General features: G+C 64.9%; 19 protein-coding genes and 1 pseudogene. 12 read left to right on the top strand and 8 right to left on the bottom strand.

Annotated elements, in window-relative coordinates:
- Positions 1–19 precede the first annotated feature (19 nt).
- From D3876_RS15760 to gcvPB, 3 genes are read left to right on the top strand one after another with little or no spacing between them, the layout of a single operon-like run.
- Positions 20–784 carry a class I SAM-dependent methyltransferase gene (locus tag D3876_RS15760; protein WP_119764114.1) on the top strand — a complete coding sequence of 255 codons (765 nt, stop codon included), beginning with the start codon at positions 20–22 and terminating at the stop codon, positions 782–784.
- The gene (gcvPA, locus tag D3876_RS15755) at positions 784–2,139 is read left to right on the top strand and encodes an aminomethyl-transferring glycine dehydrogenase subunit GcvPA (RefSeq protein ID WP_119764112.1); all 1,356 of its coding nucleotides are present in this window, start codon (positions 784–786) and stop codon (positions 2,137–2,139) included. The genes D3876_RS15760 and gcvPA overlap by 1 nt, the downstream gene beginning before the upstream one ends.
- Complete coding sequence (gcvPB, locus tag D3876_RS15750) at positions 2,136–3,701, top strand: aminomethyl-transferring glycine dehydrogenase subunit GcvPB (protein ID WP_119764110.1); 1,566 nt, start codon at positions 2,136–2,138, stop codon at positions 3,699–3,701. The genes gcvPA and gcvPB overlap by 4 nt, the downstream gene beginning before the upstream one ends.
- Before the next feature lie 94 nt (positions 3,702–3,795).
- Here gcvPB and D3876_RS20925 read toward each other — a convergent pair whose 3' ends face one another.
- Positions 3,796–4,008, bottom strand: a complete 213-nt coding sequence (locus D3876_RS20925) for a hypothetical protein (RefSeq protein ID WP_238475475.1) — start codon at positions 4,006–4,008, stop codon at positions 3,796–3,798.
- Here D3876_RS20925 and D3876_RS15745 point away from each other — a divergent pair.
- Positions 3,934–4,477: pseudogene (locus tag D3876_RS15745) on the top strand (DUF938 domain-containing protein). The gene D3876_RS20925 and the pseudogene D3876_RS15745 overlap by 75 nt on opposite strands.
- On the opposite strand, the gene D3876_RS15740 reads toward D3876_RS15745, so the two are convergent.
- Entirely contained in the window at positions 4,470–4,598 is a 129-nt protein-coding gene (locus D3876_RS15740; RefSeq protein ID WP_119764108.1) for an entericidin A/B family lipoprotein, read from the bottom strand. The pseudogene D3876_RS15745 and the gene D3876_RS15740 overlap by 8 nt on opposite strands.
- 199 nt (positions 4,599–4,797) lie before the next feature.
- On the opposite strand from D3876_RS15740, the gene D3876_RS15735 reads away from it, so the two are divergent.
- Positions 4,798–5,697, top strand: a complete 900-nt coding sequence (locus D3876_RS15735) for a DUF4440 domain-containing protein (RefSeq protein ID WP_119764106.1) — start codon at positions 4,798–4,800, stop codon at positions 5,695–5,697.
- A 43-nt stretch (positions 5,698–5,740) separates the two neighbouring features.
- Entirely contained in the window at positions 5,741–8,044 is a 2,304-nt protein-coding gene (locus tag D3876_RS15730) for a transketolase (RefSeq protein ID WP_119764104.1), read from the top strand.
- Positions 8,045–8,097: 53 nt separating this feature from the next.
- On the opposite strand, the gene D3876_RS15725 is transcribed toward D3876_RS15730, so the two are convergent.
- Together D3876_RS15725 and D3876_RS15720 are read right to left on the bottom strand one after the other, a co-directional pair.
- Positions 8,098–9,294 carry a calcium-binding protein gene (locus D3876_RS15725; protein WP_119764102.1) on the bottom strand — a complete coding sequence of 399 codons (1,197 nt, stop codon included), beginning with the start codon at positions 9,292–9,294 and terminating at the stop codon, positions 8,098–8,100.
- A 185-nt stretch (positions 9,295–9,479) separates the two neighbouring features.
- Positions 9,480–10,397, bottom strand: a complete 918-nt coding sequence (locus D3876_RS15720; RefSeq protein WP_119764100.1) for a DMT family transporter — start codon at positions 10,395–10,397, stop codon at positions 9,480–9,482.
- A 193-nt stretch (positions 10,398–10,590) separates the two neighbouring features.
- On the opposite strand from D3876_RS15720, the gene D3876_RS15715 reads away from it, so the two are divergent.
- Entirely contained in the window at positions 10,591–12,129 is a 1,539-nt protein-coding gene (locus tag D3876_RS15715) for an aminoacyl--tRNA ligase-related protein (RefSeq protein ID WP_119764098.1), read from the top strand.
- Here the strand turns inward: D3876_RS15715 and D3876_RS21070 are convergent.
- Positions 12,080–12,286: an FAD-dependent oxidoreductase gene (locus D3876_RS21070; RefSeq protein ID WP_182912096.1), complete on the bottom strand. Its 207-nt coding sequence runs from the start codon at positions 12,284–12,286 to the stop codon at positions 12,080–12,082. The genes D3876_RS15715 and D3876_RS21070 overlap by 50 nt on opposite strands.
- A 51-nt stretch (positions 12,287–12,337) precedes the next feature.
- Between D3876_RS21070 and rnr the strand changes: the two genes are divergently transcribed.
- Complete coding sequence (gene rnr / locus D3876_RS15705) at positions 12,338–14,632, top strand: ribonuclease R (RefSeq protein WP_119764096.1); 2,295 nt, start codon at positions 12,338–12,340, stop codon at positions 14,630–14,632.
- Between the two features lie 134 nt (positions 14,633–14,766).
- Here rnr and D3876_RS15700 read toward each other — a convergent pair whose 3' ends face one another.
- A complete protein-coding gene (locus tag D3876_RS15700; protein ID WP_119765537.1) occupies positions 14,767–15,288 on the bottom strand; it encodes a phosphoribosyltransferase in 522 nt (173 codons plus the stop codon).
- Positions 15,289–15,453: 165 nt separating this feature from the next.
- Between D3876_RS15700 and D3876_RS15695 the strand changes: the two genes are divergently transcribed.
- Entirely contained in the window at positions 15,454–17,037 is a 1,584-nt protein-coding gene (locus D3876_RS15695) for an ABC-F family ATP-binding cassette domain-containing protein (protein WP_119764094.1), read from the top strand.
- Here the strand turns inward: D3876_RS15695 and D3876_RS15690 are convergent.
- Positions 17,034–18,038: an LLM class flavin-dependent oxidoreductase gene (locus tag D3876_RS15690; RefSeq protein WP_119764092.1), complete on the bottom strand. Its 1,005-nt coding sequence runs from the start codon at positions 18,036–18,038 to the stop codon at positions 17,034–17,036. The genes D3876_RS15695 and D3876_RS15690 overlap by 4 nt on opposite strands.
- Before the next feature lie 223 nt (positions 18,039–18,261).
- Entirely contained in the window at positions 18,262–20,367 is a 2,106-nt protein-coding gene (locus tag D3876_RS15685) for a malate synthase G (RefSeq protein ID WP_119764090.1), read from the bottom strand.
- A 217-nt stretch (positions 20,368–20,584) separates the two neighbouring features.
- Between D3876_RS15685 and D3876_RS15680 the strand changes: the two genes are divergently transcribed.
- The 3 genes from D3876_RS15680 to D3876_RS15670 all read left to right on the top strand — a co-directional run bounded on the left by D3876_RS15680 (position 20,585) and on the right by D3876_RS15670 (position 23,341).
- Entirely contained in the window at positions 20,585–21,478 is an 894-nt protein-coding gene (locus D3876_RS15680; protein ID WP_119764088.1) for a LysR family transcriptional regulator, read from the top strand.
- A 262-nt stretch (positions 21,479–21,740) separates the two neighbouring features.
- Positions 21,741–22,070 carry a PspC domain-containing protein gene (locus D3876_RS15675; RefSeq protein ID WP_182912035.1) on the top strand — a complete coding sequence of 110 codons (330 nt, stop codon included), beginning with the start codon at positions 21,741–21,743 and terminating at the stop codon, positions 22,068–22,070.
- Positions 22,071–22,192: 122 nt separating this feature from the next.
- Positions 22,193–23,341 carry an aminotransferase class I/II-fold pyridoxal phosphate-dependent enzyme gene (locus tag D3876_RS15670; protein ID WP_119764084.1) on the top strand — a complete coding sequence of 383 codons (1,149 nt, stop codon included), beginning with the start codon at positions 22,193–22,195 and terminating at the stop codon, positions 23,339–23,341.
- Positions 23,342–23,343: the final 2 nt, after the last annotated feature.

The raw sequence follows: 23,343 nt of genomic DNA, 5'->3' as shown, positions 1-23,343 counted from the left end.
ACGCGCTGGAGGCCGGGCCATGGTCAACATGACGAGCAAATGGGACGCCGCGGACTATGCGAAGAATGCGGCGTTTGTGCCCGCACTTGGCATGCCCGCCGTCGAACTGCTCGATCCGCGGCCCGGTGAGCGCATCCTTGACCTCGGCTGCGGCGACGGCGCGCTGACCGAGGCACTGGTGCGCGCGGGCGCAGAGGTTGTCGGGGTCGATGCCTCGCCGGAAATGATCGCGGCCGCGAAAGCCCGCGGGATCGACGCGCATGTGAAGGACGGGCAGCAGCTCGATTTTGACGGCGTGTTCGATGCCGCGTTCAGCAATGCAGCGCTGCACTGGATGCTCGATCCGCCCGCCGTCGCTGCGGGCGTGTTCCGCGCGCTGAAGCCCGGCGCGCGTTTCGTCGGGGAGCAGGGCGGCCACGGCAATATCGCGCAACTTCGTGCGGGATTGCGTGCTGAACTCATGGATCGTGGCTATCCGGTGCCCGCCGAAGATCCACAATGGTATCCGACGCCCGAGGCGTTCACGCGCGTCTATAGCGCGGCCGGCTTCACCGATATCGAGGCATGGCTGATCCAGCGCCCGACCCCTTTGCCCGCAGGCGCTGCCGCCTGGTTCCGGACCTTCCGCGCGGGCTTCCTCGATGCCGCCGAGGTGCCCGAAGAGGCGCATGAAGAGGTCGCCGTCGCGGCCGAGGCGCGCGTCGCGCCTGCCTTGCGCCAACCCGACGGCAACTGGGTTGCCGATTATGTTCGATTGCGATTCACGATGAGAAAGCCCCTTTGATGCGCTATTTGCCCCTTACCCCGGAGGATCGCGGCGCGATGCTCGCCAGGATCGGCGCCAAGTCGATCGACGACCTCTTTGTCGATGTGCCCACAGCGGCGCAGCTTGAAGGCCCGATCGCGGGGCTGCCCAATCATGCGAGCGAACTGGCGGTCGACCGGCATCTGTCGGCGCTGGCGGCGAAGAATACCGCGGCGAGCCAGATCCCGTTCTTCCTGGGCTGCGGCGCGTACAAGCATCATGTGCCCGCCTCGGTCGACCATCTGATCCAGCGCGGCGAGTTCCTGACCTCGTACACGCCCTATCAGCCAGAGATCGCGCAGGGCACGCTGCAGATGCTCTTCGAGTTCCAGACGCAGGTGGCGCGCCTCTATGGCTGCGACGTGGCGAACGCCTCGATGTATGACGGCTCGACCGCGTGCTGGGAGGCGATCGTGATGGCGCGCCGCGTCACCAAGCGCGGCAAGGCGATCCTTTCGGGCGGGCTTCACCCGCATTATGTCTCGGTCGCGCAGACGATGGCGAAGTTCACGGGCGATATTCTTGACAGTGCCGTACCCGAACTGAACGCCGAAACCGATGCCGCGCGCCTGCTCGCCGCGATCGACAAGGATACGTCGTGCGTCGTCGTGCAATATCCCGACATTCTTGGCCGCATCACCGATCTCGCGCCGATCGCCGCCAAGGCGCACGAAAATGGTGCGCTGCTCGTTGCGGTCGTCACCGAGCCGGTCGCGCTCGGCGCGCTTAAGTCGCCCGGAGAGATGGGTGCGGATATCGTCGTTGGCGAGGGCCAGTCGATCGGCGTCGGCCTCCAGTTCGGGGGCCCCTATGTCGGCCTGTTCGCCTGCCAGGAGCGCTTCGTGCGGCAGATGCCCGGCCGACTCTGCGGCGAGACCGTGGACGCGGAAGGCAAACGCGGCTTCGTGCTGACGCTTTCGACGCGCGAGCAGCATATCCGCCGCGAAAAGGCGACGTCGAATATCTGCACCAATTCCGGGCTCTGTGCGTTGGCCTTTTCGATTCACATGACGCTGTTGGGGGAGAAAGGGCTGCGCGATCTGGCGACGCTCAATCACGCGCTCGCGGTCAAGGCGGCCGAGCGGCTGGCAAAGGTGCCGGGCGTGGAACTGGTCAATGACGGCTTCTTCAACGAATTCACGCTGAAGCTTTCGAAGGAAGCGCGCCCCGTGGTCCGCGCGCTCGACAGCAAGGTGCTGGCCGGCGTCTCGCTTGGCCGGCTCTATCCGGGCGTCAAGGCGCTCGAGAATGGTCTGGTCGTCGCGGTCACCGAGACCACCACGGCGGAGGACGTCGAAACCCTTGCATCCGCGCTCGAGGAGGTGCTGGCATGAGCATGAACCGCGAAGGCCGCCCGACGCGCCCCGAAACCACGACACAAGCCGCCAACGGCACCTTTACCGGCAACCGCGCGCTGATGCTGGAAGAAGCGCTGATCTTCGAGATCGGCGACACGCACACAACGGGCGTCGACCTTGAAAAGGCGCCCGCCGTCGCGAGCCGCCTCGGCGGGCTTGAGCGCAATCGTTCGATCGGGCTTGCGGGCCTTTCCGAGCCTGAAACGGTGCGCCACTACACACGCCTCAGCCGCCAGAACTATGCGATCGACCTCGGCCTCTTCCCGCTTGGGTCGTGCACGATGAAGCACAATCCGCGTCTCAACGAAAAGCTGGCGCGACTGCCGGGCTTTGCAGACATCCACCCGCTCCAGCCGATCGACACGGTGCAGGGCGGGCTCCAACTCATCCACGAGCTGGCGCACTGGCTGTGCACGCTCACCGGCATGCCCGCGGTGGCGATGAGCCCCAAGGCGGGCGCGCATGGCGAGCTTTGCGGCCTGCTCGCAATCCGCTCGGCATTGGAAGCCCGCGGCGACGCACGGCAGGTGATCCTCGTTCCCGAAAGCGCGCACGGCACCAACCCCGCGACTGCGGCTTTCTGCGGCTACAAGGTGGAGGATATCCCCGCGACCAAAGACGGCCGCGTCGATCTGGAAGCATTGAAGGCGCGGCTCGGACCCGATGTCGCGGCAGTGATGATCACCAACCCCAATACCTGTGGCCTGTTCGAGCGCGACATGAAGGCGATTTCCGACGCGGTGCACGCAGCGGGCGGCCTCGTCTATTGCGACGGCGCCAACTTCAACGCGATCGTCGGCCGCGTCCGTCCGGGCGATCTCGGCATCGACGCGATGCACATCAACCTGCACAAGACCTTTTCCACCCCGCATGGCGGCGGCGGACCGGGCGCGGGGCCGGTGGTGTTCTCCGAAGCGCTCGCGCCCTTCGCGCCGCTGCCCTTCGTCGAGAAGAATGGCGAGGGCTATCGCCTGATCGAGGAGGAAACCGCCGAGGAGCATCACGCGCAGAGCTTTGGCCGGATGACCGCCTTCAACGGCCAGATGGGCATGTTCACGCGCGCGCTGAGCTACATCCTCAGCCACGGCGCCGACGGTCTGCGTCAGGTCGCTGAGGACGCGGTGCTCAACGCAAACTATGTGCTTCGCAGCCTCGAGGACGTCCTGGACGCACCCTTCGGCCATAGCGGGCCGTGCATGCACGAGGCGCTGTTCTCGGACGAGGGCTTTGCAGATGGCTTCACCACGCTCGACGTGGCCAAGGGGCTGATCGACGAGGGCTATCATCCGATGACGATGTATTTCCCGCTGGTCGTTCACGGGTCGATGCTCGTCGAACCGACCGAAACCGAAAGCAAGGCAGCGCTTGATCAGTTCATCGGCGCGCTGCGCTCGGTGGCGGAACGTGCCAAGGCAGGTGACGAGGCGCTGAAGGGCGCACCGCACTTCGCGCCGCGCCGCCGCCTCGACGAAACGCTTGCTGCGCGCAAGCCCGTACTTGTCTGGAAGGACACAGAGGTCGCTCAGGCCGCGGAATGATCGCGCATACCCCCAACACCGCTCATCCTGAGCTTGTCGAAGGATTTTTCTGCTTCCTTTTCGAAGGGAAGGGAAGGGCAGGGCTTCGACGGGCTCAGCCCGAACGGGTGTTGGGTAGCGCGGGCAGGCCGGAAGCATGAACCAGATCCCGCCCTATCTGCCGCGCGATCTCGAAGGCGACACCAAGCGCCACGCGCCGGCGACGCTGCGCAACCGCGACTTCATCGTCGAAGTGTTGCGCGGGGTTTTGCCGGAACGTGGCGTGGTGCTGGAGGTGGCGAGCGGCACGGGCGAGCATGTCGCGCATTTCGCGCGGCTGTTTCCCAGCCTCGATTGGCAACCGAGCGACCCCGACGCTGACGGGCGGCGTTCGATTGCTGCATGGGTGGAGGAAAGCGGGCTCACCAATGTCCGCGCCGCTCGATCTGGATGCGTCAGCCGCCGACTGGCCGATCGACGTGGTCGACGCGATCCTGTGCATCAACATGGTTCATATCAGCCCTTGGGTCGCAACAGAGGGACTGATGAGCGGTGCGTCAAGGCGCCTGGCGCCGGGCGCACCGCTTTACCTTTATGGCCCCTATCTGAGGGGCGATGCGCCGACCGCGGAAAGCAATGAGGCGTTCGATCTGTCGCTCAAGGCCCGCAATCCCGATTGGGGACTGCGAAAGGTAGAGGACATGATCACGCTCGGCGCCGGGCACGGCCTGGCGTTCGAACGATTGGTCGAGATGCCTGCCAACAACCTGTCGCTGATTTTCCGCCGGATCAGTTGATCGCTTCTTCGCCTGCCTGACCCACCGATTCGATGTCGCGGCCGAGGCCCTTGACGGTTGCGCACGCGCTCAGCGTCGCGACGGACAGGGCAAGAATGGCGATGGCGACGGACTTCTTCATGCAGCGTACCTCAGGACGGATTGTTCTTCCGCCCGCATAGCTTATTCGCACCCGTCGTCGAGCATGAAATGCGCCTTTTGCGGCATGAAGCATTGGTCGCGCGATCGTTATCCTTGGTCGAAAATTCCACGGTTCCGCGTGGCGCGCGCTTAGTCAGGCTCATTGGGCGCCACGCGCCGCCAATCATGAGACTGACCAGATGAAGACCAGAATCACTGCGCCCCTGTTGCTCACCGGGCTGGCGCTGTCCGCCGCTATGTCGACGGCGCATTCCGCCGAGGCCGAAGGTCGCCCCTATCGGCAGGCCGACGCCGAGGCGCTGCTCGCCGCCGATCGCGCCTTTGCCGAAGTTGCGCGTGCAAAAGACGCATCGGCCGCGCTCGCGGACTTATTCGCCGCCAATGTCATCTTTACGACGGAGGACGGCAAGCTCTTCCGCGGCAAGGAAGCGGCCATTGCCGCAATCGCCGCCGATCTCGTGGGTGCGAAAATCCACTGGCAGCCCGTTCGCGGTGGAATATCCGCCGATGGCCAACACGGCTTTTCCTATGGCTTCATGGCGGCGATCGGCCCGGACGGTGCGACAAAGCCGCTTAAATATCTCGCCTACTGGATCCGGCACCCCGAAGGATGGCGTGTTGCAGGCTTCAAATACGCGCGCCGCCCGCAGGGGAACACGCCGACGGCCACGATGAAGCCGCTCCTGCCGAAGCACGCCGCGACCTTCGATCCCGAGGGCGAAAACCGTCATGCCGAAAGCCTGGCCGCGGCGGAGAAAGGCTTTTCGGATGAAGCGCAGATAATTGGTCTGTCGGCGGCGTTCGCCAGGCATGGCGGCCCTGAATCGATGAACATGGGGCGCACGGCGAGCTTCACCATCGGCTCGCAGAATATCGGTCGCGAACTCTTCGGCGCGCCGCAAGCGGGTAGTCCGATCGAATGGTCGTCGGACGGCGTGCTCGTCGCGTCGAGCGGCGATCTCGGCGTGAGTTGGGGTGCAATTCGCGTGAAGAACGCGACGCCGCCACAATCATTCGCGTTTTTCACGATCTGGCGCCGCGACAGCGCGGATGACCCCTGGAGGTATATCGCCGAATAAAGCGACGCTTGCATTTCGGCGTTGCCGGCCGGAAAGCGGCACGATGAAATCCGCTCCCGATATCGCCGCACTCGAAAATCTCGATACCCGTCTGCGCTGGCTCTCCGCCTGGACGATCCACAACGCCAATCATCTTCGCGAGAGCCGCGATGGCCTAAAGGTCGGCGGACATCAGGCGAGCTGCGCCTCGATCACCGCGATCATGGCGGCGCTGTATTTCCACGCGCTCGGCCCCAACGACAAGGTTGCGGTCAAGCCGCATGCTGGCCCGGTGCTGCACGCGATCCACTATCTGCTCGGCAACCAGTCGCGCGAACAGCTTCAGGCGTTTCGGGCACTCGGCGGTGCCCAGAGCTATCCTAGCCGGACCAAGGACAGGATACCGGTCGATTTCTCGACGGGCTCAGTCGGGCTCGGTGTCGCTATCACCGCCTTTGCCAGTCTGGTGCAGGACTATCTGATCGCGCATGGAGGCATGGCCGAGGCGGATGCGGGGCGGATGATCGCGCTGATGGGCGATGCCGAGCTCGACGAGGGCAATATCTATGAATGCCTGATCGAAGCGTACAAGCATCAGGTCCGCAATTGCTGGTGGATCGTCGACTATAATCGCCAGTCGCTCGACGCGACCACCGCGGACCGGATGTTCCGCCGCTTCGACGACATCTTCGAAACGTGCGGCTGGCGCGTGATGACCTTGAAGCACGGGCGGCTGCAGCGCGCGGCGTTCAAGGAGCCGGGGGGCGAGGCGCTCAGGAACTGGATCGACACCACGCCCAATGCCGAGTTTGCGGCACTTACCTATCAGGGCGGGGCGGCGTGGCGCGAGCGGCTGCTCAAGGACATTCCCGAGGCAGCAGAACTGATCGGCAAGCGCGACGATGAAGCGCTTGCGCGGCTGATGACCAATCTGGGCGGGCATTGCATTGAATCACTGGTCGAAGCTTTCGACGCCTGCCAGGACGATGTGCCCACGATCTTTATCGCCTATACCGTAAAGGGTTACGGCCTGCCCTTCGCAGGCCATAAGGACAATCACTCGGGATTGATGAACCCCGCCCAGATCGAAGGCTTGCGCGACCAGCTCGGTATCGCGGCAGGGGCCGAGTGGGAGCCTTGGGCGGGGCTTGGCGACAACGCCGCAAGTTCTGCGCGCGCGCTGGCAGAGGCGTCGCCGCTCGCTCGCGACAAGCGCGCCAGCGCGCCGGCAATCGACGTGCCGCCAATCCTTGCCCCTGTGGGCGTCGAACAATCGACGCAGGCGGCGTTCGGCAAGATCCTGCTTGATCTGGCCAAGGGCGGCTCCGAATTTGCGCGGCGCATCGTCACCACATCGCCCGACGTCACCGTCTCGACCAATCTCGGCGCGTGGGTGAACCAGCGCGGGCTGTTCCGCCGTCAGGACATGGAGGACGTGTTCCAGAAGGCACGTATCCCCTCGGCGCAGAAATGGGGCGGGAGCGCTGCTGGCCAGCATATCGAGCTGGGCATCGCCGAGAATAACCTGTTCCTGATGCTCGCGGCGCTGGGGCTTGCGGGCGACGTGTTCGGCGAGCGGCTGATCCCTGTCGGCACGGTCTATGATCCCTTCATCGCGCGTGGGCTCGATGCGCTGAACTATGCCTGTTACCAGGATGCGCGCTTCATGCTGGTGGCGACGCCGTCGGGCGTGACGCTGGGTCCCGAGGGCGGGGCGCATCAGTCGATCAACCCGCCGCTGATCGCTATGGGACAGCCGGGGCTCCGCCATTACGAACCCGCATTCGTCGACGAACTGGCGGTGCTGATCGAGGAGGGCTTTCGCCTGATGCAGGCGCCCCACGGTGAAAGTGTCTATCTGCGCCTCACCACGCGAAGCATGACGCAGGTCGAACGCACCGACAATGGCTGGAAGGCCGACGCGATCCGCGGCGGCTATTGGTTGCGCAGGCCGGGTGCGGGCGCCGAAGCCGCGATCGTCTATTGCGGCGCGGTGGCGCCCGAGGCGCTGGCGGCGTGGGAGGCGATGGCCGAAGAGATGCCCGGCCTTGGGCTGCTCGCGATCACCTCGCCCGATCTGCTTCACCGTGAATGGTCAGGGGCCGAAGCGGCGCGTTGGCAGGGCGGTGCGCGCACCCCGTCGCATATCGAGACGCTGTTGTCGGCGCTTCCAGCCGAAGCCGGGCTGGTCACGATGCTCGACGGTTCGCCTGCTGCACTGTCCTGGCTTGGCGGCGTGCGCGGCCAGCGCGTCGTGCCGCTGGGCACTGACCGCTTCGGCCAGACGGGCGATCTGCCCGACCTTTACCGCGCTTACCGGCTCGATGCCGAGGCGGTGACCGAGGCGATGGCAGCGCTGCTGGCCTGAACCACGACACCCCGGCGCAGATTATGCGCCGGGGTGCTGCCAGTGCTCGGTGATCAGGCGAACAGGAAGTCCGAGCCGGAAAAGTTCGCCGCGCTCAGATTGCCGAGCGGATCCGCGATCTCGATGGTGAGCGACAGCCCCGCCGAGGTGACGCCGTGAAGGACGACGCCGCCATCTGCCGCATTTGTCGCGAATACCGTACCATCGGCGCCACCCGCCGCGTAACGGGTTATGCCGAGCTTCTCGAGCACAACCTTGTCGACGCCGTCCTGGAAATCCTCGATTCTGTCGACGCTGCCGTCCAGTGCGCCGGCACCCTTGAACACGAACCAGTCGGTTTCGGTGCCGCCCCACAGGCGATCGGCGCCAGCCTCTCCGATCAGCTTGTCGAAGCCGCTGCCGCCATTGATCTGATCCTTGCCATCGCCACCGTAGAACAGGTCGTCATGGTCGCCGCCGAACAGTCGGTCGTCGCCAGCCTCTCCGCTGATCGTGTCGTTGCCGGTGCCTCCGTCGACATAATCATTGCCGCCACCTGCCTCGATCTTGTCCTTGCCGGCGCCGCCGTACATCTGGTCAACGCCGATCTCGGCATCGAGAACGTCGTCGCCATCGCCGCCATCGAGCAGGTTGTTGCCGTCGCCGCCGTCAACAAGATCGTTGCCGATGCCGCCATAGACCCGGTCATCGCCCGACTGGCCCTTCAGCTTGTCATTGCCGCCTTCGCCATAGATCGTGTCGTGGCCGGCGCCGCCGCTGACCGCCATGGTGGTCATCTTGCCGGTGCCGGGATTGATCTCGTTGAGAAAGCCGTCGTCGCCGTCACCCGCATAGATGATGTCGTCGCCATCGCCGCCGTCGAGATAGTCGCGTCCCGCGCCGCCCTTGAGCGTATCGTTGCCGATGTCGCCCAGCATCATGTCGTGCCCGTCGCCACCATCGAGCGTGTCGTTGCCATCCTTGCCCTCGAAGATGTCGTTGCCGAGCCCGCCGATCATGCGGTCGTGCCCCGGCCCGCCGTCGAAGCTGTCATTGCCGTCGCCGCCATCCAGCAGATCGTCGCCGCCGCCACCCTTCAGGAAATCGTTGCCGCCCTCGCCATAAATCGAGTCCATGCCGTCGCCGCCCTCGATATAGTCATTGCCAAGTCCGGCGTAGATAAAGTCGTCTCCGGCGTTTCCGAAAATGCTGTCAATCAGAGAAGTTCCCCTGAGTGTGTCGCCATTAATGGTTCCACGAATAGTAGCCATTGTTAACCTCTTGAAATTATAGAGTATAAGCGGCGTCTATGGGCGCAGTTATTCTGCTGCCCATGTGGCGTACCCGGACGGGCATTTGCTGACGGCGGCAGAAATACATGGATGCACTGCGGCTCACAGGGCCGTGCGGCAAGCAGGACGGAATTTGCGTCCGGCGGCGCGGGCTGACGCCGGGTTCAGTCGGCGGCCGCTGTCGCCAGGTCGGTATTGTGCCGGCTGAGTCTGTGTTCGCGCCAGACGATATAGAGTCCGCTGACAACGATGATCGGGGCGCCTATCCAGGTCGCCGTGGTCGGCAGCGCGCTGAAGAGCAGCCAGCCATAGAGCGTCGCCCAGATCAGGCTTGAATAATCCATCGGCACCACGAGCGAGACGGGGCCCCAGCGCAGCGCGCCGCTCAACGCCATCTGGCCAAAACCACCAGCAATGCCGATGCCGGCGAGCAGCAGCCACTCCGCCAGATCGTGCGGCTGCGCGAAGAAAAAATAGACGATGCCGGCCGGGGGGACGGACAGGAACGAGAACCAGAAGACCGTGGTGGGCGCCGCCTCGGTGCGACCTATCTGGCGCAGCAATATGCTGACCACTGCGATCATTAAGGCGGAGGAGAGGCCGACGATCGCGCCAATAAGCGGAATATGGCTGCTGCCCGGCTGAACGACGATCAGCACGCCGATAAACCCGACCAGCACCGCGCCCCAGCGGTGGATCCCCGCTTTCTCGCCGAGGAAGGCCACCGAGAGAATGGTCGCGAAGATAGGCACGGTGAAGCCGAGCGTCGTCTGTTCGGCGAGCGGCAGCAGGATGATCGAACCGAATGTCCCGATCATCCCGATGAGCCCCGCAACGGTGCGCCAGGCATGGGCGCCGATACGGGCGGTGCGCAGCGAACCCAGCCCCGGGCCCGCCATCACCCAGAGGATCACCACGGGGAGGGCGAAGAACTGGCGGAAGAATATGGCTTCCACCAGGTTTACGCCGCGCGTCGACGCCAGCTTGATCAGCGCGCTCATGCTGGCGAGGAAGAAGACCGCGGTGAGCCGCAGGCCGAGAGCGTACAGAGGGCGATGGGGATGCGCTGCGGTTTCGGCCATGCGGAGGCTTTAGTCCGACATCGGCTCAATTCAACCTTTCGCGTCATTCCAGCGAAAGCTGGAATCTCATTGCCTTGGCTATGGATAAAGCGGAAGGGAGATCCCAGCTTTCGCCGGGATGACGTCAAGAGTGTTGAATCTCTGCGCACTTCTCCCCTAAGCGGCGCAATCAACTTTAGAGCGAGAATCTTCCGTGGCCGTCAAACACGCGCTTAACGTCACCCGCGAACAGGATTTCGCCGCCTGGTATCAGGCCGTCATCGCCGAGGGCGATCTCGCCGAGGAATCGGGGGTGCGCGGCTGCATGGTCATCCGTCCCTGGGGCTATGGCATCTGGGAACGGATCCAGAAGCTGCTCGACGCCCAGATCAAGGCAACGGGGCATGAGAACTGCTATTTCCCGATCTTCATTCCGCTCGGCTATTTTGCGAAGGAGGCCGAGCATGTCGATGGTTTCGCAAAGGAAATGGCGGTCGTCACGCACCACCGGCTGGTCGCCGACGGCAAGGGCGGGCTGATCCCCGATCCCGAGGCGAAGCTGGAAGAGCCGCTGGTCGTGCGTCCGACCTCGGAAACGGTGATCGGCACCGCCTTTGCACGCTGGGTGCAGAGCTGGCGCGACCTGCCGGTGCTCATCAACCAGTGGGCGAATGTCGTGCGCTGGGAAATGCGCACGCGCATGTTCCTGCGCACCAGCGAATTCCTCTGGCAGGAAGGGCATACCGCACACGCGAGCGAGGCCGAGGCGCGCGAGGAAACGCTGAAGATGCTCGAAGTCTATCGCGCTTTCGCCGAGGATTGCGTGGCGATGCCCGTAGTCGCGGGCGAGAAGCCTGAGCATGAGCGCTTCCCGGGCGCTGTCGCGACCTATTCGATCGAGGCGATGATGCAGGATGGCAAGGCGCTCCAGGCGGGCACCAGCCACTTCCTCGGCACCAATTTCTCGGCCGCGCAGAACATCAGGTTCCAGAACAAGGAAGGCGAGCTCGAACTTGCCCAGACGACGAGCTGGGGCATGTCGACGCGGATGATCGGCGGGCTGATCATGACGCATGGCGACGATGACGGGCTGCGCGTGCCGCCGCGCGTGGCGCCGCACCAGATCGTCATCGTGCCGATGCTGCGCGACAATGACGAGGACGAGGCGGTGCTCGATTACTGCAAGGCGCTGGTCCGCGATCTCAACGCGCTTTCGGCGTTCGGCGAACCGGTCCGCGCGCTGCTCGATGCGCGCGCGCAAAAGGCTTCGAACAAGCGCTGGGCCTGGGTCAAGAAGGGCGCGCCGCTGATCGTTGAGGTCGGCCCGCGCGATGTCGCGGGCGGCAATGTCTCGGTGCTGCGCCGCGACCGTCTCTATGACCAGGGCGGCAAGCTGGCCTCGGAGATTCGGCCGCAGGGCGAATTCGTCGGTGCGGCGGCGGCGGCGCTCGAGGATATCCAGTCCTCGCTCTTCGCCGAGGCCAAGGCACGCACCGATGGCAACATCACGCGCGACGTAGCCGATTTCGCGGGACTCAAGGCATTCTACGACAAGGCGGGCAAGTTCGCCGGCTGGGTCGAGGTGCAATGGTCCAAGCCCACGGGCGATGCGCTCGAGGACATCGTCGAGAAGCTCAAGACATTGAAGCTGACGATGCGCAATGTCCCCAACGACGCGCGCCCCGTCGACGGGCCGTGCTTCTTCACGGGCGCCCCTGCGGTTGAGCGGATCCTGATCGGGCGCGCTTACTGAGCCAGTCGCCGACGCGCCGTTCCAGCGATGGATCGGCGCCCATGTCCGCTTCGGAAGCGACATCGACGAGCAGCACCGACAAACCGCTGAGCGCGGCCTCGCGCGCGATCGCGGTGCCGTTGATGCCGCCGCCGACGATGAGGAGATCGTGGACCATTTGCCCGTCTTATCCGTTGGACGCCCGTCGACGAAAGCCTATGTGAGTGCGATGGCGAAACAAACACAGGCAGGGCTCCCGACCCGCCAGCAAATCCTGGATTTTATCACCGGCTCCGACCAGCCCGCGGGCAAGCGTGAGATCGCCAAGGCGTTCGGGCTGAAGGGCAACGAAAAGATCGCGCTCAAGGCGTTGCTGAAGGACATGGCCGATGAAGGGCTCATAGACAGCGCCCCCGGCCGCGCCTTTCACAGGATGGGCGGAATCCCCAAGGTGACGGTGCTGCGCGTTACTGATGTCGACGAGGACGGGCAGGCCTGGGCGGTGCCTGAACGCTGGGAGGCCGAAGGGCCGGAGCCGCGCCTGCGCCTCAAGGAAAAGAGCCGGAAGGGCGCGCTGGGCGTCGGCGACCGCGTGCTCGCGCGGACCGAGGAGGCGGGCAAGGGCTGGATCGCGCATCCGCTGAAGCAGCTCGCGCGCGGGTCCGAGCTCATGATGGGCGTGATCCACGACGAAGGCGGCAAGTTCTGGCTCAAGGGGCTCGACAAGAAGGAACGGCGCGACCTCGCGATCTCCGACCTTGGCGGCGCGGAAGCGGGCGACCTCGTGCTCGCCGAGAAGACCGGGCGGCCGCCGCGCATCACCGCGCGCGTGACGCAGAAGCTCGGCGATCCCTTCGAACCGCGCAGCTTCTCGCTGATCGCGATCCACAAGCTCGGCATCCCGCACGTCTTTCCGGACGAGGTGCTGGAAGAGGCGAAGACCGTCGCAAAACTCGATCTCGGCAAGGATCGCGAGGACCTGCGCCATCTACCGATCGTTGCGATCGATCCTGCCGATGCGCGCGACCATGACGATGCGGTCTGGGCCACGCCCGATGACGATGCGGGCAATCCGGGCGGCTGGAAGGCGATCGTCGCGATTGCCGATGTGAGCTTCTATGTGCGTCCGGGCTCGGCGCTCGATCGCGAGGCGAAGAAGCGTGGCAACAGCGTGTATTTCCCCGATCGCGTCGTGCCGATGCTGCCCGAGATACTTTCGGCCGATGTCTGCTCGTTGAAAGCCGGGCAGGACCGCGCGGCGATGGTATGCCATCTGACGATCTCGAAGGACGGCCAGATCAAGGGCTGGCGCTTCACGCGCGCGGTGGTGCGGCTGTCGGCGAACATCGCCTATGAGAACGCGCAGGCCGCGATCGACGCGACGGGCGAGGAACGCGTCGACGTCGCGTCCTCACCCTGCGCGCTCGCTCCCGCCGACCTTGCAGGGCATGGTGTCGATCCGGCGCTGGTCGAGAATGCGCTCAAGCCGCTCTGGGCGTGCTGGCGCGCGCTCTACAAGGCGCGCGAGAAGCGTGAACCGCTCGATCTCGACCTGCCCGAACGCCAGATATCGCTCGACGAAAAGGGGCGCATCCTCTCGGTCGCGCCGCGCGAACGGCTCGATGCGCACAAGCTGATCGAGGATTACATGATTGCGGCGAATGTCGCGGCGGCGAAGGCGCTCGAGGCGAAGAAGGCGCCCGTCATGTACCGCGTCCATGAGCCGCCGGCGCGCGAAAAGCTGGTTGCGCTCAAGGAGTATCTGAAGACCTTCGGGCTTGAATTCGCGCTGGGGCAGGTGATCCGTCCGGAGACTTTCAATCACGTAATCGCGCGCGTGGGCGAGGCCGATCACAAGCCGCAGGTGATGGAACAGATTCTGCGCACCCAGACCCAGGCCTATTATGCGCCCGTCAATCAGGGACATTTCGGGTTGTCGCTCGGATCCTATGGGCATTTCACCTCGCCGATCCGCCGCTATGCGGACCTTGTCGTCCACCGCTCGCTGACAAGTGCCTATAAGCTGGGCGAGGGCGGACTTACCGCCGATGAGGCCGCGACAATGCCGCGCATCGGCGAGGCGATCAGCCAGCTCGAGCGCCGCGCCATGGAGGCCGAGCGCGACACGATGGACCGCTACGTCGCCGCCTATCTGAGCGAAAAGGTGGGCGAAGTGCTCGACGTGCGCATCACCGGCGTCCAGAATTTCGGCTTCTTCGCGACGGTCGAGGGGCTGGGCGGCGACGGGCTGGTGCCCGTGCGCGACCTTGGTGGCGAATATTTTCGCTATGACGAGACGACGCACAGCCTGACGGGCGAAGACAGCGAGACGGTCTATGCGACCGGACAGCGGCTTCAGCTCAGGCTGGCCGAGGCCAATCCGGTGAACGGCGCGCTGCGCTTCGAGCTGCCCGAGGGGCGCGGCGCGGCGCCATCACCAAGGGGAAGCCGCGATAAACGCGGGCGGCCGATCGTGCGGCGAGGCCGGCCAGCCAATATCCGGCACCAGGGGAAACGGCGCTAGGGTCGATTTCACCAAGCTTCAATCGTCATCCCCGCGAAAGCGGGGATCCCGCTGCCTGTATGCCGGCTTTAAGGAGAAGCGGGATTCCCGCTTTCGCGGGAATGACGGGAAGGTGTTTCAATCTCGCATGCAGTCTACGCGATCCGCTCGGGCACTTCGGCGGCATCGCGCAGCACGCTTTCGCGGTCGGCTACGGCTTCCCAGGGAAAGACGAACCAGTCCTTGGTGACGGTGCGATCGATCCGGCGCGCGCAATAGTCGACGCGCTCGGTCGAGACGATGTTGTCGATCAGCACCGCGTAGTGGATGTTGTCGGCGACGCCGCCAGCCTCCCGGATCGCACCCCGGACATGGGCGATCGTGCGGCCGCTGTCATTGATGTCATCGACCACGAGCAGTTTCGTCCCATCTCTTGTCTGGCTCGCCAGTTCGGCAAGCAGCCGGTTGCCGAAGCCATCAATGCCGGTTGAGTGGTCGATCGAAAGCAGCGGGATGCCGCAGGCGTGCGACAAATAGGTTGCGGGCACGAGCCCCCCGCGACCTATTCCGATGATGAAGCCGGGCTGCCATTCACTACCGGCAAGCGCAGCGGCGAGCGTGTGGATGTCTGCCACGAACGCATCATATTTGACGGGCGTGAGGACGGGCTCGGTCATGGCGAGCGATGATAGCGCCAAGCCGGTCGGCCGCAATCGCAAGGTCATTGAATTGCGATCGCCCGGGCTCTATCTCCGCTGCCGAATAACAAGCGAAGGAAAGTTCGATGCGGATCAAGAGACTGACAGTCATTCCTGCCAGCCAGATTCGATCGGATTCCACGCATGTCTTCGCTTGTTACCTTCCGCAATGTGAGCTTTTCGACCGCTGACGGTCGGCCACTTTTCACTGACATAACGACCGGCTTCGGGCGCGAGCGTGCGGGGCTGATCGGCCGCAACGGCGTGGGCAAGTCGACGCTGCTGCGCCTTGCTGCGGGCGAATTCGCGCCGGGTTCGGGCGAGGTCGTCCGTACAGGCGTCGTTGGCACATTGCGTCAGATTGTGCAGGTTGCATCGCACGAAAACGTCGCGGACCTGTTCGGCGTGCGCGCGGTGCTTGACGCAACTGCCCGCGCGGAAGGGGGAACAGGCTCTGCAGAGGATCTGGCGCAAGCAGACTGGACGATCGAACCACGTATCGACGAAGCGCTTGAGCAGGTCGGGCTCGCGGGCGTGACCGTGGACCGGCCGCTCGCCACCCTAAGCGGCGGCCAGCGCACGCGCGCCGCGCTTGCTGCGCTGATCTTCGCCGAGCCCGACCTGATCCTGCTCGATGAACCGACCAACAATCTCGATGCCGAGGGCCGGACGGCGGTGGCGCGCGTGCTGCGCGACTGGCGCGGCGGCGCGATCGTCGTCAGCCACGATCGCGCGCTGCTGCGCGAAATGGATCGGATCGTCGAGTTGACGACGCTCGGGCTCAAATCCTATGGCGGGAACTGGGATCATTTTGCCGCGCAGAAGGCGGAGGAACTGGCGGCGGCCGAGCGTCAGCTCGAAAACGCGCAGAAAGAGACGAAGCGCGTCGACCGCGAGGTGCAGCTCGCGCGCGAACGCAAGGCACGGCGCGATGCCGCGGGCCGGCGGAACGCTGCCAAGGGCGGCATGCCGAAGATCCTGCTGGGTGCGCGTGAGGATCGCGCCGAGCGGAGCGGGGGCAGCGCCAACCGCCTCGCTGACCGGCTGCGCGGCGATGCAGCCGAGGCTCTGGACGACGCACGCGCGGGCGTGGAGCAATTGCGTGCGCTGCGCTTCGAGATCGCGCCGAGCGGCTTGCCCGCGGGACGCACTGTGCTCGCCTTCGATCATGTAACCGGCGGCCCCGCGCCCAATCATGCGGTTCTGCACGATCTGAGCTTCACGATTGTCGGGCCCGAGCGTGTGGCGCTGACAGGCCCCAACGGCTCCGGAAAATCGACGCTGCTGCGGCTGGCGAGCGGCGAACTTGCGCCCTTTTCCGGACAGGTTCGGCGCGGCCGCGTGACGCTGCTCGACCAGCAGGTCGCGCTGCTCGACCCTGCGCAGACGATCCTCGACAATTACCGGCGGCTCAATCCCGGCGAGAGCGAGAATGGCTGCCGCGCGGCGCTCGCGCGCTTCCTGTTTCGCGCCGATGCGGCGCTGCGTCGGGTCGGTGAACTCAGCGGCGGTGAGATGCTGCGGGCGGGGCTTGCCTGTGTGCTCGGGGGAAGCGCGCCGCCCGAACTGCTGATGCTCGACGAGCCGACCAACCATCTCGACATCGCCTCGACCGAAGCGGTGGAGGCGGCGCTCAACGCGTTCGACGGCGCGCTGCTGGTGGTCAGTCACGACAGCGATTTCCTCGACGCGGTCAGCATCACGCGCCGGATAGAGCTGAAGGGCTAGGCGGCGACGGTCTCCGCGAGCGCGTTGTGGACGTCCATCGCGATCGCATAGGAACGTTTGCGCGCCTCATGGTCGAACATCTGGCACGCGATGATTAGCTCGTCCGCCTTCGTACGTTCGATAAAGGCCTCGACCTTGTTGCGTACGGTGTCGAACGATCCAACCGCCGATGCTTGCAGGACATGATCGAGCATTGCGACTGCCGGCGGGGGCAGCGTGGCGCGGTAGCCGGGCACGGACGGCGGGAGCTGCCGCGGATTACCCGTGCGAAGCGCGACGAACGCCTGCTGCATCGAGCTGGCGAGCAGTTCGGCCTCTTCATCGGTATCGGCGGCGAAGATATTGAAGCCCGCCATCACATAGGGCTGGGCGAGCTGCGCGGAGGGCTGGAAGTTGCGACGGTACAGCGCGATCGCCTCGTCCAGATCACCCGGCGCGAAATGCGCGGCAAAGGCATAGGGCAGGCCGAGGATGGCCGCGAGTTGCGCGCCGAACAGGCTCGATCCAAGAATGTAGAGCGGGACCTTCTCGCCCGCACCGGGGACCGCGCGGATGCCAAGCTGCGGATCGCCAGCGAAATAGGCCTGAAGCTCGACCACGTCGCGCGGAAACTGGTTGGGATCGGTGTCGAGATTGCGGCGGAGCGCCCGAGCGACGTTCATGTCCGAACCCGGCGCGCGGCCAAGTCCAAGATCGATCCGGCCGGGGTGGAGCGCATTCAGCGTGCCGAACTGCTCGGCGATCACCAGCGGCGAATGGTTGGGTAGCATGATCCCGCCCGCGCCCACGCGGATCGTCGAGGTGCCGCCGGCAACATGCGCAAGCGCGACCGCGGTCGCCGCGCTCGCGATGCCATCCATCCCGTGATGCTCGGCCATCCAGAAGCGCGTGTAGCCCAGCGCCTCGGCATGGCGCGCGAGATCGAGCGAGTTGGCGAGCGCCTGGCCCGCATTGCTGCCCTCGACGATCGAGGAGAGGTCGAGAATGGAGAAGGCTGTCATGCGCCTGAATATGGGGCGGCATTTGGGGAGGGCAATGATTGGGTATCTGTTGCGGCCGAGAGCAAAACTTGCGGCCTTGCCCTAAACCGAAATTTTGTCGTCATCCCGGACTTGATCCGGGATCCATGAACACGATTCTGAACGTTGTTCTTTCAGGTCCGCGTTCATGGATGCTGAAACAAGTTCAGCATGACGGATCATGCGGGCGCCCCGCGAAGCCGCGTTACCCCCGCGCCTTCACCTCCGCCCGATAGCGGTGGAGCAGCGGTTCGGTATAGCCATTGGGCTGCGAATCGCCCTCGAACACAAGCGCGTGTGCGGCCTGGAAGGCCAGGCTCTGGTCCTCGCGGCCCGACATCGGCCGGTAGAGCGGATCGCCTTCATTCTGGCCATCGACCTTCTCGGCCATGCGGCGTAGCGCCGCTTCGGCCTGGTCGGTGGTCGCGACGCCGTGGAGCAGCCAGTTGGCCATGTGCTGCGACGATATGCGCAGCGTCGCACGATCCTCCATCAGCCCGATATCGTTGATGTCGGGAACCTTCGAGCAGCCGACGCCCTGATCGACCCAGCGCACGACATAGCCGAGAATGCCTTGCGCATTATTGTCGAGCTCGCGCGTGATCTCTTCCTCGGTCCAGTTGCGGCCCAAGGCGAGCGGGATGGTGAGCAGTCTGTCCAGGCCGGGGATTGCGTCACTCTTCAACGTCTCCTGCACCGCAAAGACGTCGACCTGGTGATAATGGATCGCATGAAGCGTCGCCGCGGTGGGCGAGGGCACCCAGGCGGTGTTGGCGCCCGCCCTGGGGTGGCCGATCTTCTGCTCCATCATGTCTCCCATGCGATCGGGCGCGGCCCACATGCCCTTGCCGATCTGCGCGCGGCCCGACAGGCCATGGCGAAGGCCGATGCGAACATTACGGTCCTCATAGGCCTGGATCCAGACGCTCGCTTTCATCTCCGCCTTGGGGATCATCGGCCCTGCCTGCATCGACGTGTGCATCTCGTCGCCGGTGCGGTCGAGGAAGCCCGTATTGATGAAGCAGATGCGGTCCTTTACCGCATGGATGCACGCGGCGAGATTGGCCGAGGTGCGGCGCTCCTCGTCCATCACGCCGACCTTCAGCGTGTGGCGCGTAAGCCCAAGCAGATCCTCGACGGCGTCGAACAGGCGGTTGGTGAAAGCAGCCTCGTCAGGGCCGTGCATCTTCGGCTTCACGATATAGACCGAGCCCGCCTTGCTGTTGCGCGGGCCCCCGGTGGCTTTCAGGTCATGCAGCGCGATCAGGCTGGTGACGATGCCGTCAAGGATACCCTCGGGAGCTTCGCTGCCATCGGCAAGGACAACCGCGGGCGTCGTCATGAGATGGCCGACATTGCGCACGAAGAGCAGGCTGCGGCCGGGCAGCGTGACGGTCGCGCCGTCGGGCGCCGTGTAGCTCCGGTCGGCGTTGAGCTGCCGCGTCATAATTGCGCCGTTCTTCTCGAACGTATCCTCAAGATCGCCCTTCATCAGGCCTAGCCAGTTGGCATAGGCCGCGACCTTGTCCCCGGCATCGACGGCGGCGATCGAATCTTCGAGATCGCAGATCGTCGTCAGCGCGGATTCGAGAATGACGTCGGCGATCCCCGCCGGGTCGTCCCTGCCGATCGGATGATCGCGGTCGAAGACGACTTCGATGTGGAGCCCGTTGTGGCGGAACAGGCGGCCGCGTTCGGACTTGCCGACATATTGGCCGGGATCGCGGATCGCGATGCCTTGCTCAACGTTCGAAAGATCCGCCCAGCGCCCTTCGGCAAGCGGCACCGCCTCGTCGAGAAACGCCTTGGCGTGTGCGATCACCTGTGCGCCGCGCGCCGCGTCATAGCCCTTGCCCGCAGGCGTTCCGGGAATCGCGTCGGTGCCGTAGAACGCATCATAAAGGCTGCCCCAGCGCGCGTTGGCGGCGTTGAGCAGGAAGCGAGCATTGAGAATGGGGACGACGAGCTGCGGCCCGGCGAGCGTCGCGACCTCGGGATCAACATTGGTCGTGCCAATGGTGAAGGGCGCTGGTTCGGGCGCCAGATAGCCAATCTCTTCCAGAAAGCCGCGATAGGCGTCGCCGTCGATCGGCTGGCCGACGCGCTCGGCGTGCCATGCGTCGATCTTCTCCTGCAGCATGTCGCGGTGCGCCAGCAATGCGCGATTCTCGGGAGCGAAGTTCGCGAAGATGGCGGCGGCGCCGGCCCAGAAGGCGTCCGCGTTGACGCCGGTGCCGGGCAGCGCGCGGCTCTCGATGAAGTCCGCAAGCGCCTCAGCGACCTTCAGCCCAGCGCGATCGACCATCGTCATCCTGATTCTCCAGTCTGAATGTTTACCGAGTACCCCGGCGAAAGCCGGGGTCCAAGAGTGGCCGTCCGCGGTGCTCGCGACTCCTGGACCAGTATCGGGTTGAACATGCCCCGCATGTTCAACCCGATACTCTTTCGCCGGGTACAAGCGTCTAGCATCCTGCTCATTTGATCGGTAGACGATCAAAATACAAAGCTGTTTCAACTCTGGTGAAAAGATGGATCAGGATTACGCGCTGTTCGTCCGCGTCGTCGAAAGCGGCAGCATCTCCGCGGCGGCGCGTGCGCTCAGGCTTTCACCGGCAATGGTCTCCAAACGGCTGGCGCGGCTCGAGGCGCGGTTGGGCACGCGGCTGGCCCACCGCACGACGCGGCGGCTGGTGACGACCGAGGCGGGACAGCGCTTCTACGACGACCTCGTTCGCATCCTGGCCGCAGCGAGCGAGGCCGAGGCGCGCGTCGCGGGGCATGGCGTGCCTGCGGGCCGCCTGCGAGTGACCGCACCGACATCGTTCGGGCGCATGCACATCGCGCCGCACATCAAGCCCTTCCTCGACCAGCATCCGAGGATCGCGCTCGAGCTCGATCTGAGCGACGGATTCACCGATCTGGTCGGCGGCCGATTCGACATGGCGATACGGATCAGCGGCGCGGGGGAGGGCAATCTGGTCGCGCATCGGTTGGCCGCCAATCGGCGGATCCTGTGCACGGCGCCCGATTATCTGGCCGAAGCAGGCGCGCCCGCGACGCTGGCGGATCTTGCGCGCCACCGCTTGCTTGCCGCCGAGAACCAGTTGCCCTGGCGTATCGAGGGCCCCGATGGACTGAGCGTGATCGACGGCGAAAGCATCGTGCGCACCAATTCGAGCGAGGTGGTGCGCGAACTGGCGATCAGCGGACTTGGCATCGCGCTGCGCTCGACATGGGATATCGCGGGGGAATTGCGCAGCGGACGGTTGCAGCGCGTCCTGCGCGACCATGAAGGCGCGAGCGACGTCAGCATCCAGGCTGTCTATCCGCGCGCCGCGCTCACGCCCGCGCCGGTGCGGCTGTTCACCGAATGGCTGGGCAGGATCTTTGCACCCGTCGCTCCGTGGGACGGCGATGCGTAATCTCCACGAATCCGCCGACCGCTGCGCCCGGCAGTCAGCCCAAGCCCCTCGGTGATCGGGACGGCACTTGGGTTGCGGCAGGATACGCCAGCGCGTAAATCGCCAATATTTGGGATATTGCACCGGTTTGAAGGGTGGTTTTCGGCGATTGCCCGCCCATAATCGCCGAAACCAACGCTTTTCTCGTTCTGGCATGAATGCTGCGTAGGGTCTCGTGATCGTCGCGGATCGGATGACGCGACCGCCCTATGGAGTAAGAGTGATGCAAGTCTCCCGCCCTTCCGCTGCCAAAGAGGACAATCTGTTCGGCGTGTGTGCCGCGCTCGGCGAAGACTTTGGGTTTAACCCGCTGCTTCTGCGCATAGTGCTGGGCGCGAGCCTGCTCTGGAATCCCGTGGCGGTGCTGGGTGGCTATGCGGCTGTCGGTCTGGTCGTGGCAGTTTCACGCTGGCTGTACCCCGGACCGCGCCGTGGTGCGGATCTTGTGGAAAATGAGGTCGTGCAAAATGCGCCGGCTGCCGGCCAGTCCATGAATCATCTGCCGGATCACCAGGCGGACGATAAGGCGGTGGAAATGGCATTTGCGGCATAGGGCCGTATCGTTCGCACCCGTGCCGGCTTTCGCGTTTACGGCGAGCCTCGCTGAAGCCACGCGTTGATGGAAAATGCACGGGGACGAATTGCCTCGCCTTGGCGAAGGTGTAAGGCGTTGGCATGACCGCGCAGATCGACCCCTTCCATGCTATCGCCATCAGCCGCCTTGCCCATCGGCTCGCCGTCGAGGGCCGATCGGTGATCCACATGGAGTTCGGACAGCCTTCTACGGGCGCACCAGCCGCGGCGATCGCGGCCGCGCACCATGTGCTCGACACCGACGGCATGGGCTATTGGGAAAGTCCCGGGCTCAAGGCGCGGATCGCGCAGCATTATCGCGATGCCTATGAGGTTGAGATCGACCCCGAGCAGTTGATCCTGACCTGTGGCGCATCGCCGGCCCTGGTACTTGCGCTGTCGTGCCTGTTCGCTCCCGGCGCGCGGGTCGCGCTCGCGCGGCCGGGCTATGTCGCCTATCGCAACACATTGAAGGCGCTGCACATGCAGCCGGTCGAGCTGCATTGCGGCGAGGCCGAGCGCTTCCAGGTCACAGCGCGCGCGATCGAGGCGCTCGAGCCTGCGCCCGACGGGCTCATTCTGGCAAGCCCTGCCAATCCGACGGGCACGATCATCGACGCCGACGAGATGCGTGCCATCGCGGCGGTGTGCCAGCGGCGCGGCATCAGGATCATTTCGGACGAGATCTATCACGGGCTCAGCTATATCGGGCCCGCGCGCTCGGCGCTTCAGGACACGCCCGATGCGCTCGTCATCAACAGTTTCTCCAAATATTTCAGCATGGCGGGCTGGCGGCTCGGCTGGCTGGTGGTGCCGACCGATCTGATCGACGCGGCGCGCGCGCGGATGGGCAATATGTTGCTGACGCCACCCTCGCTCGCGCAGCATGCCGGGCTGGTGGCCTTTGACTGCCGCGAGGAACTGGAAGCGCATGTCGCGACCTATGCGCGCAACCGCGACCTGTTGCTCGCGGCGCTCCCCGCAATGGGTCTGCGCCGGATCGCACCGCCCGATGGTGCCTTCTACATCTATGCCGATATCGGCCATCTGACCGACGATAGCCTGGAATTCTGCACACGGTTGCTTCAGGAAACCGGCGTCGCCACCGCGCCCGGCATCGACTTCGATCCGATTGACGGACACCGTTTCATGCGCTTCAGCTTCGCGGTCTCGACCGACCGCGTCGAGGATGCAATCGCGCGGATGGAGCCTTGGTTCGCGCGGCAGCCGCGACTGGCTGTGCCCGCCTGATC

The organism is Sphingomonas cavernae (assembly GCF_003590775.1).
Classification (GTDB): domain Bacteria; phylum Pseudomonadota; class Alphaproteobacteria; order Sphingomonadales; family Sphingomonadaceae; genus Sphingobium_A; species Sphingobium_A cavernae.
Note: the sequence above shows the minus strand (reverse complement) of the source record. Positions and strands in the feature narration are given on the sequence as shown.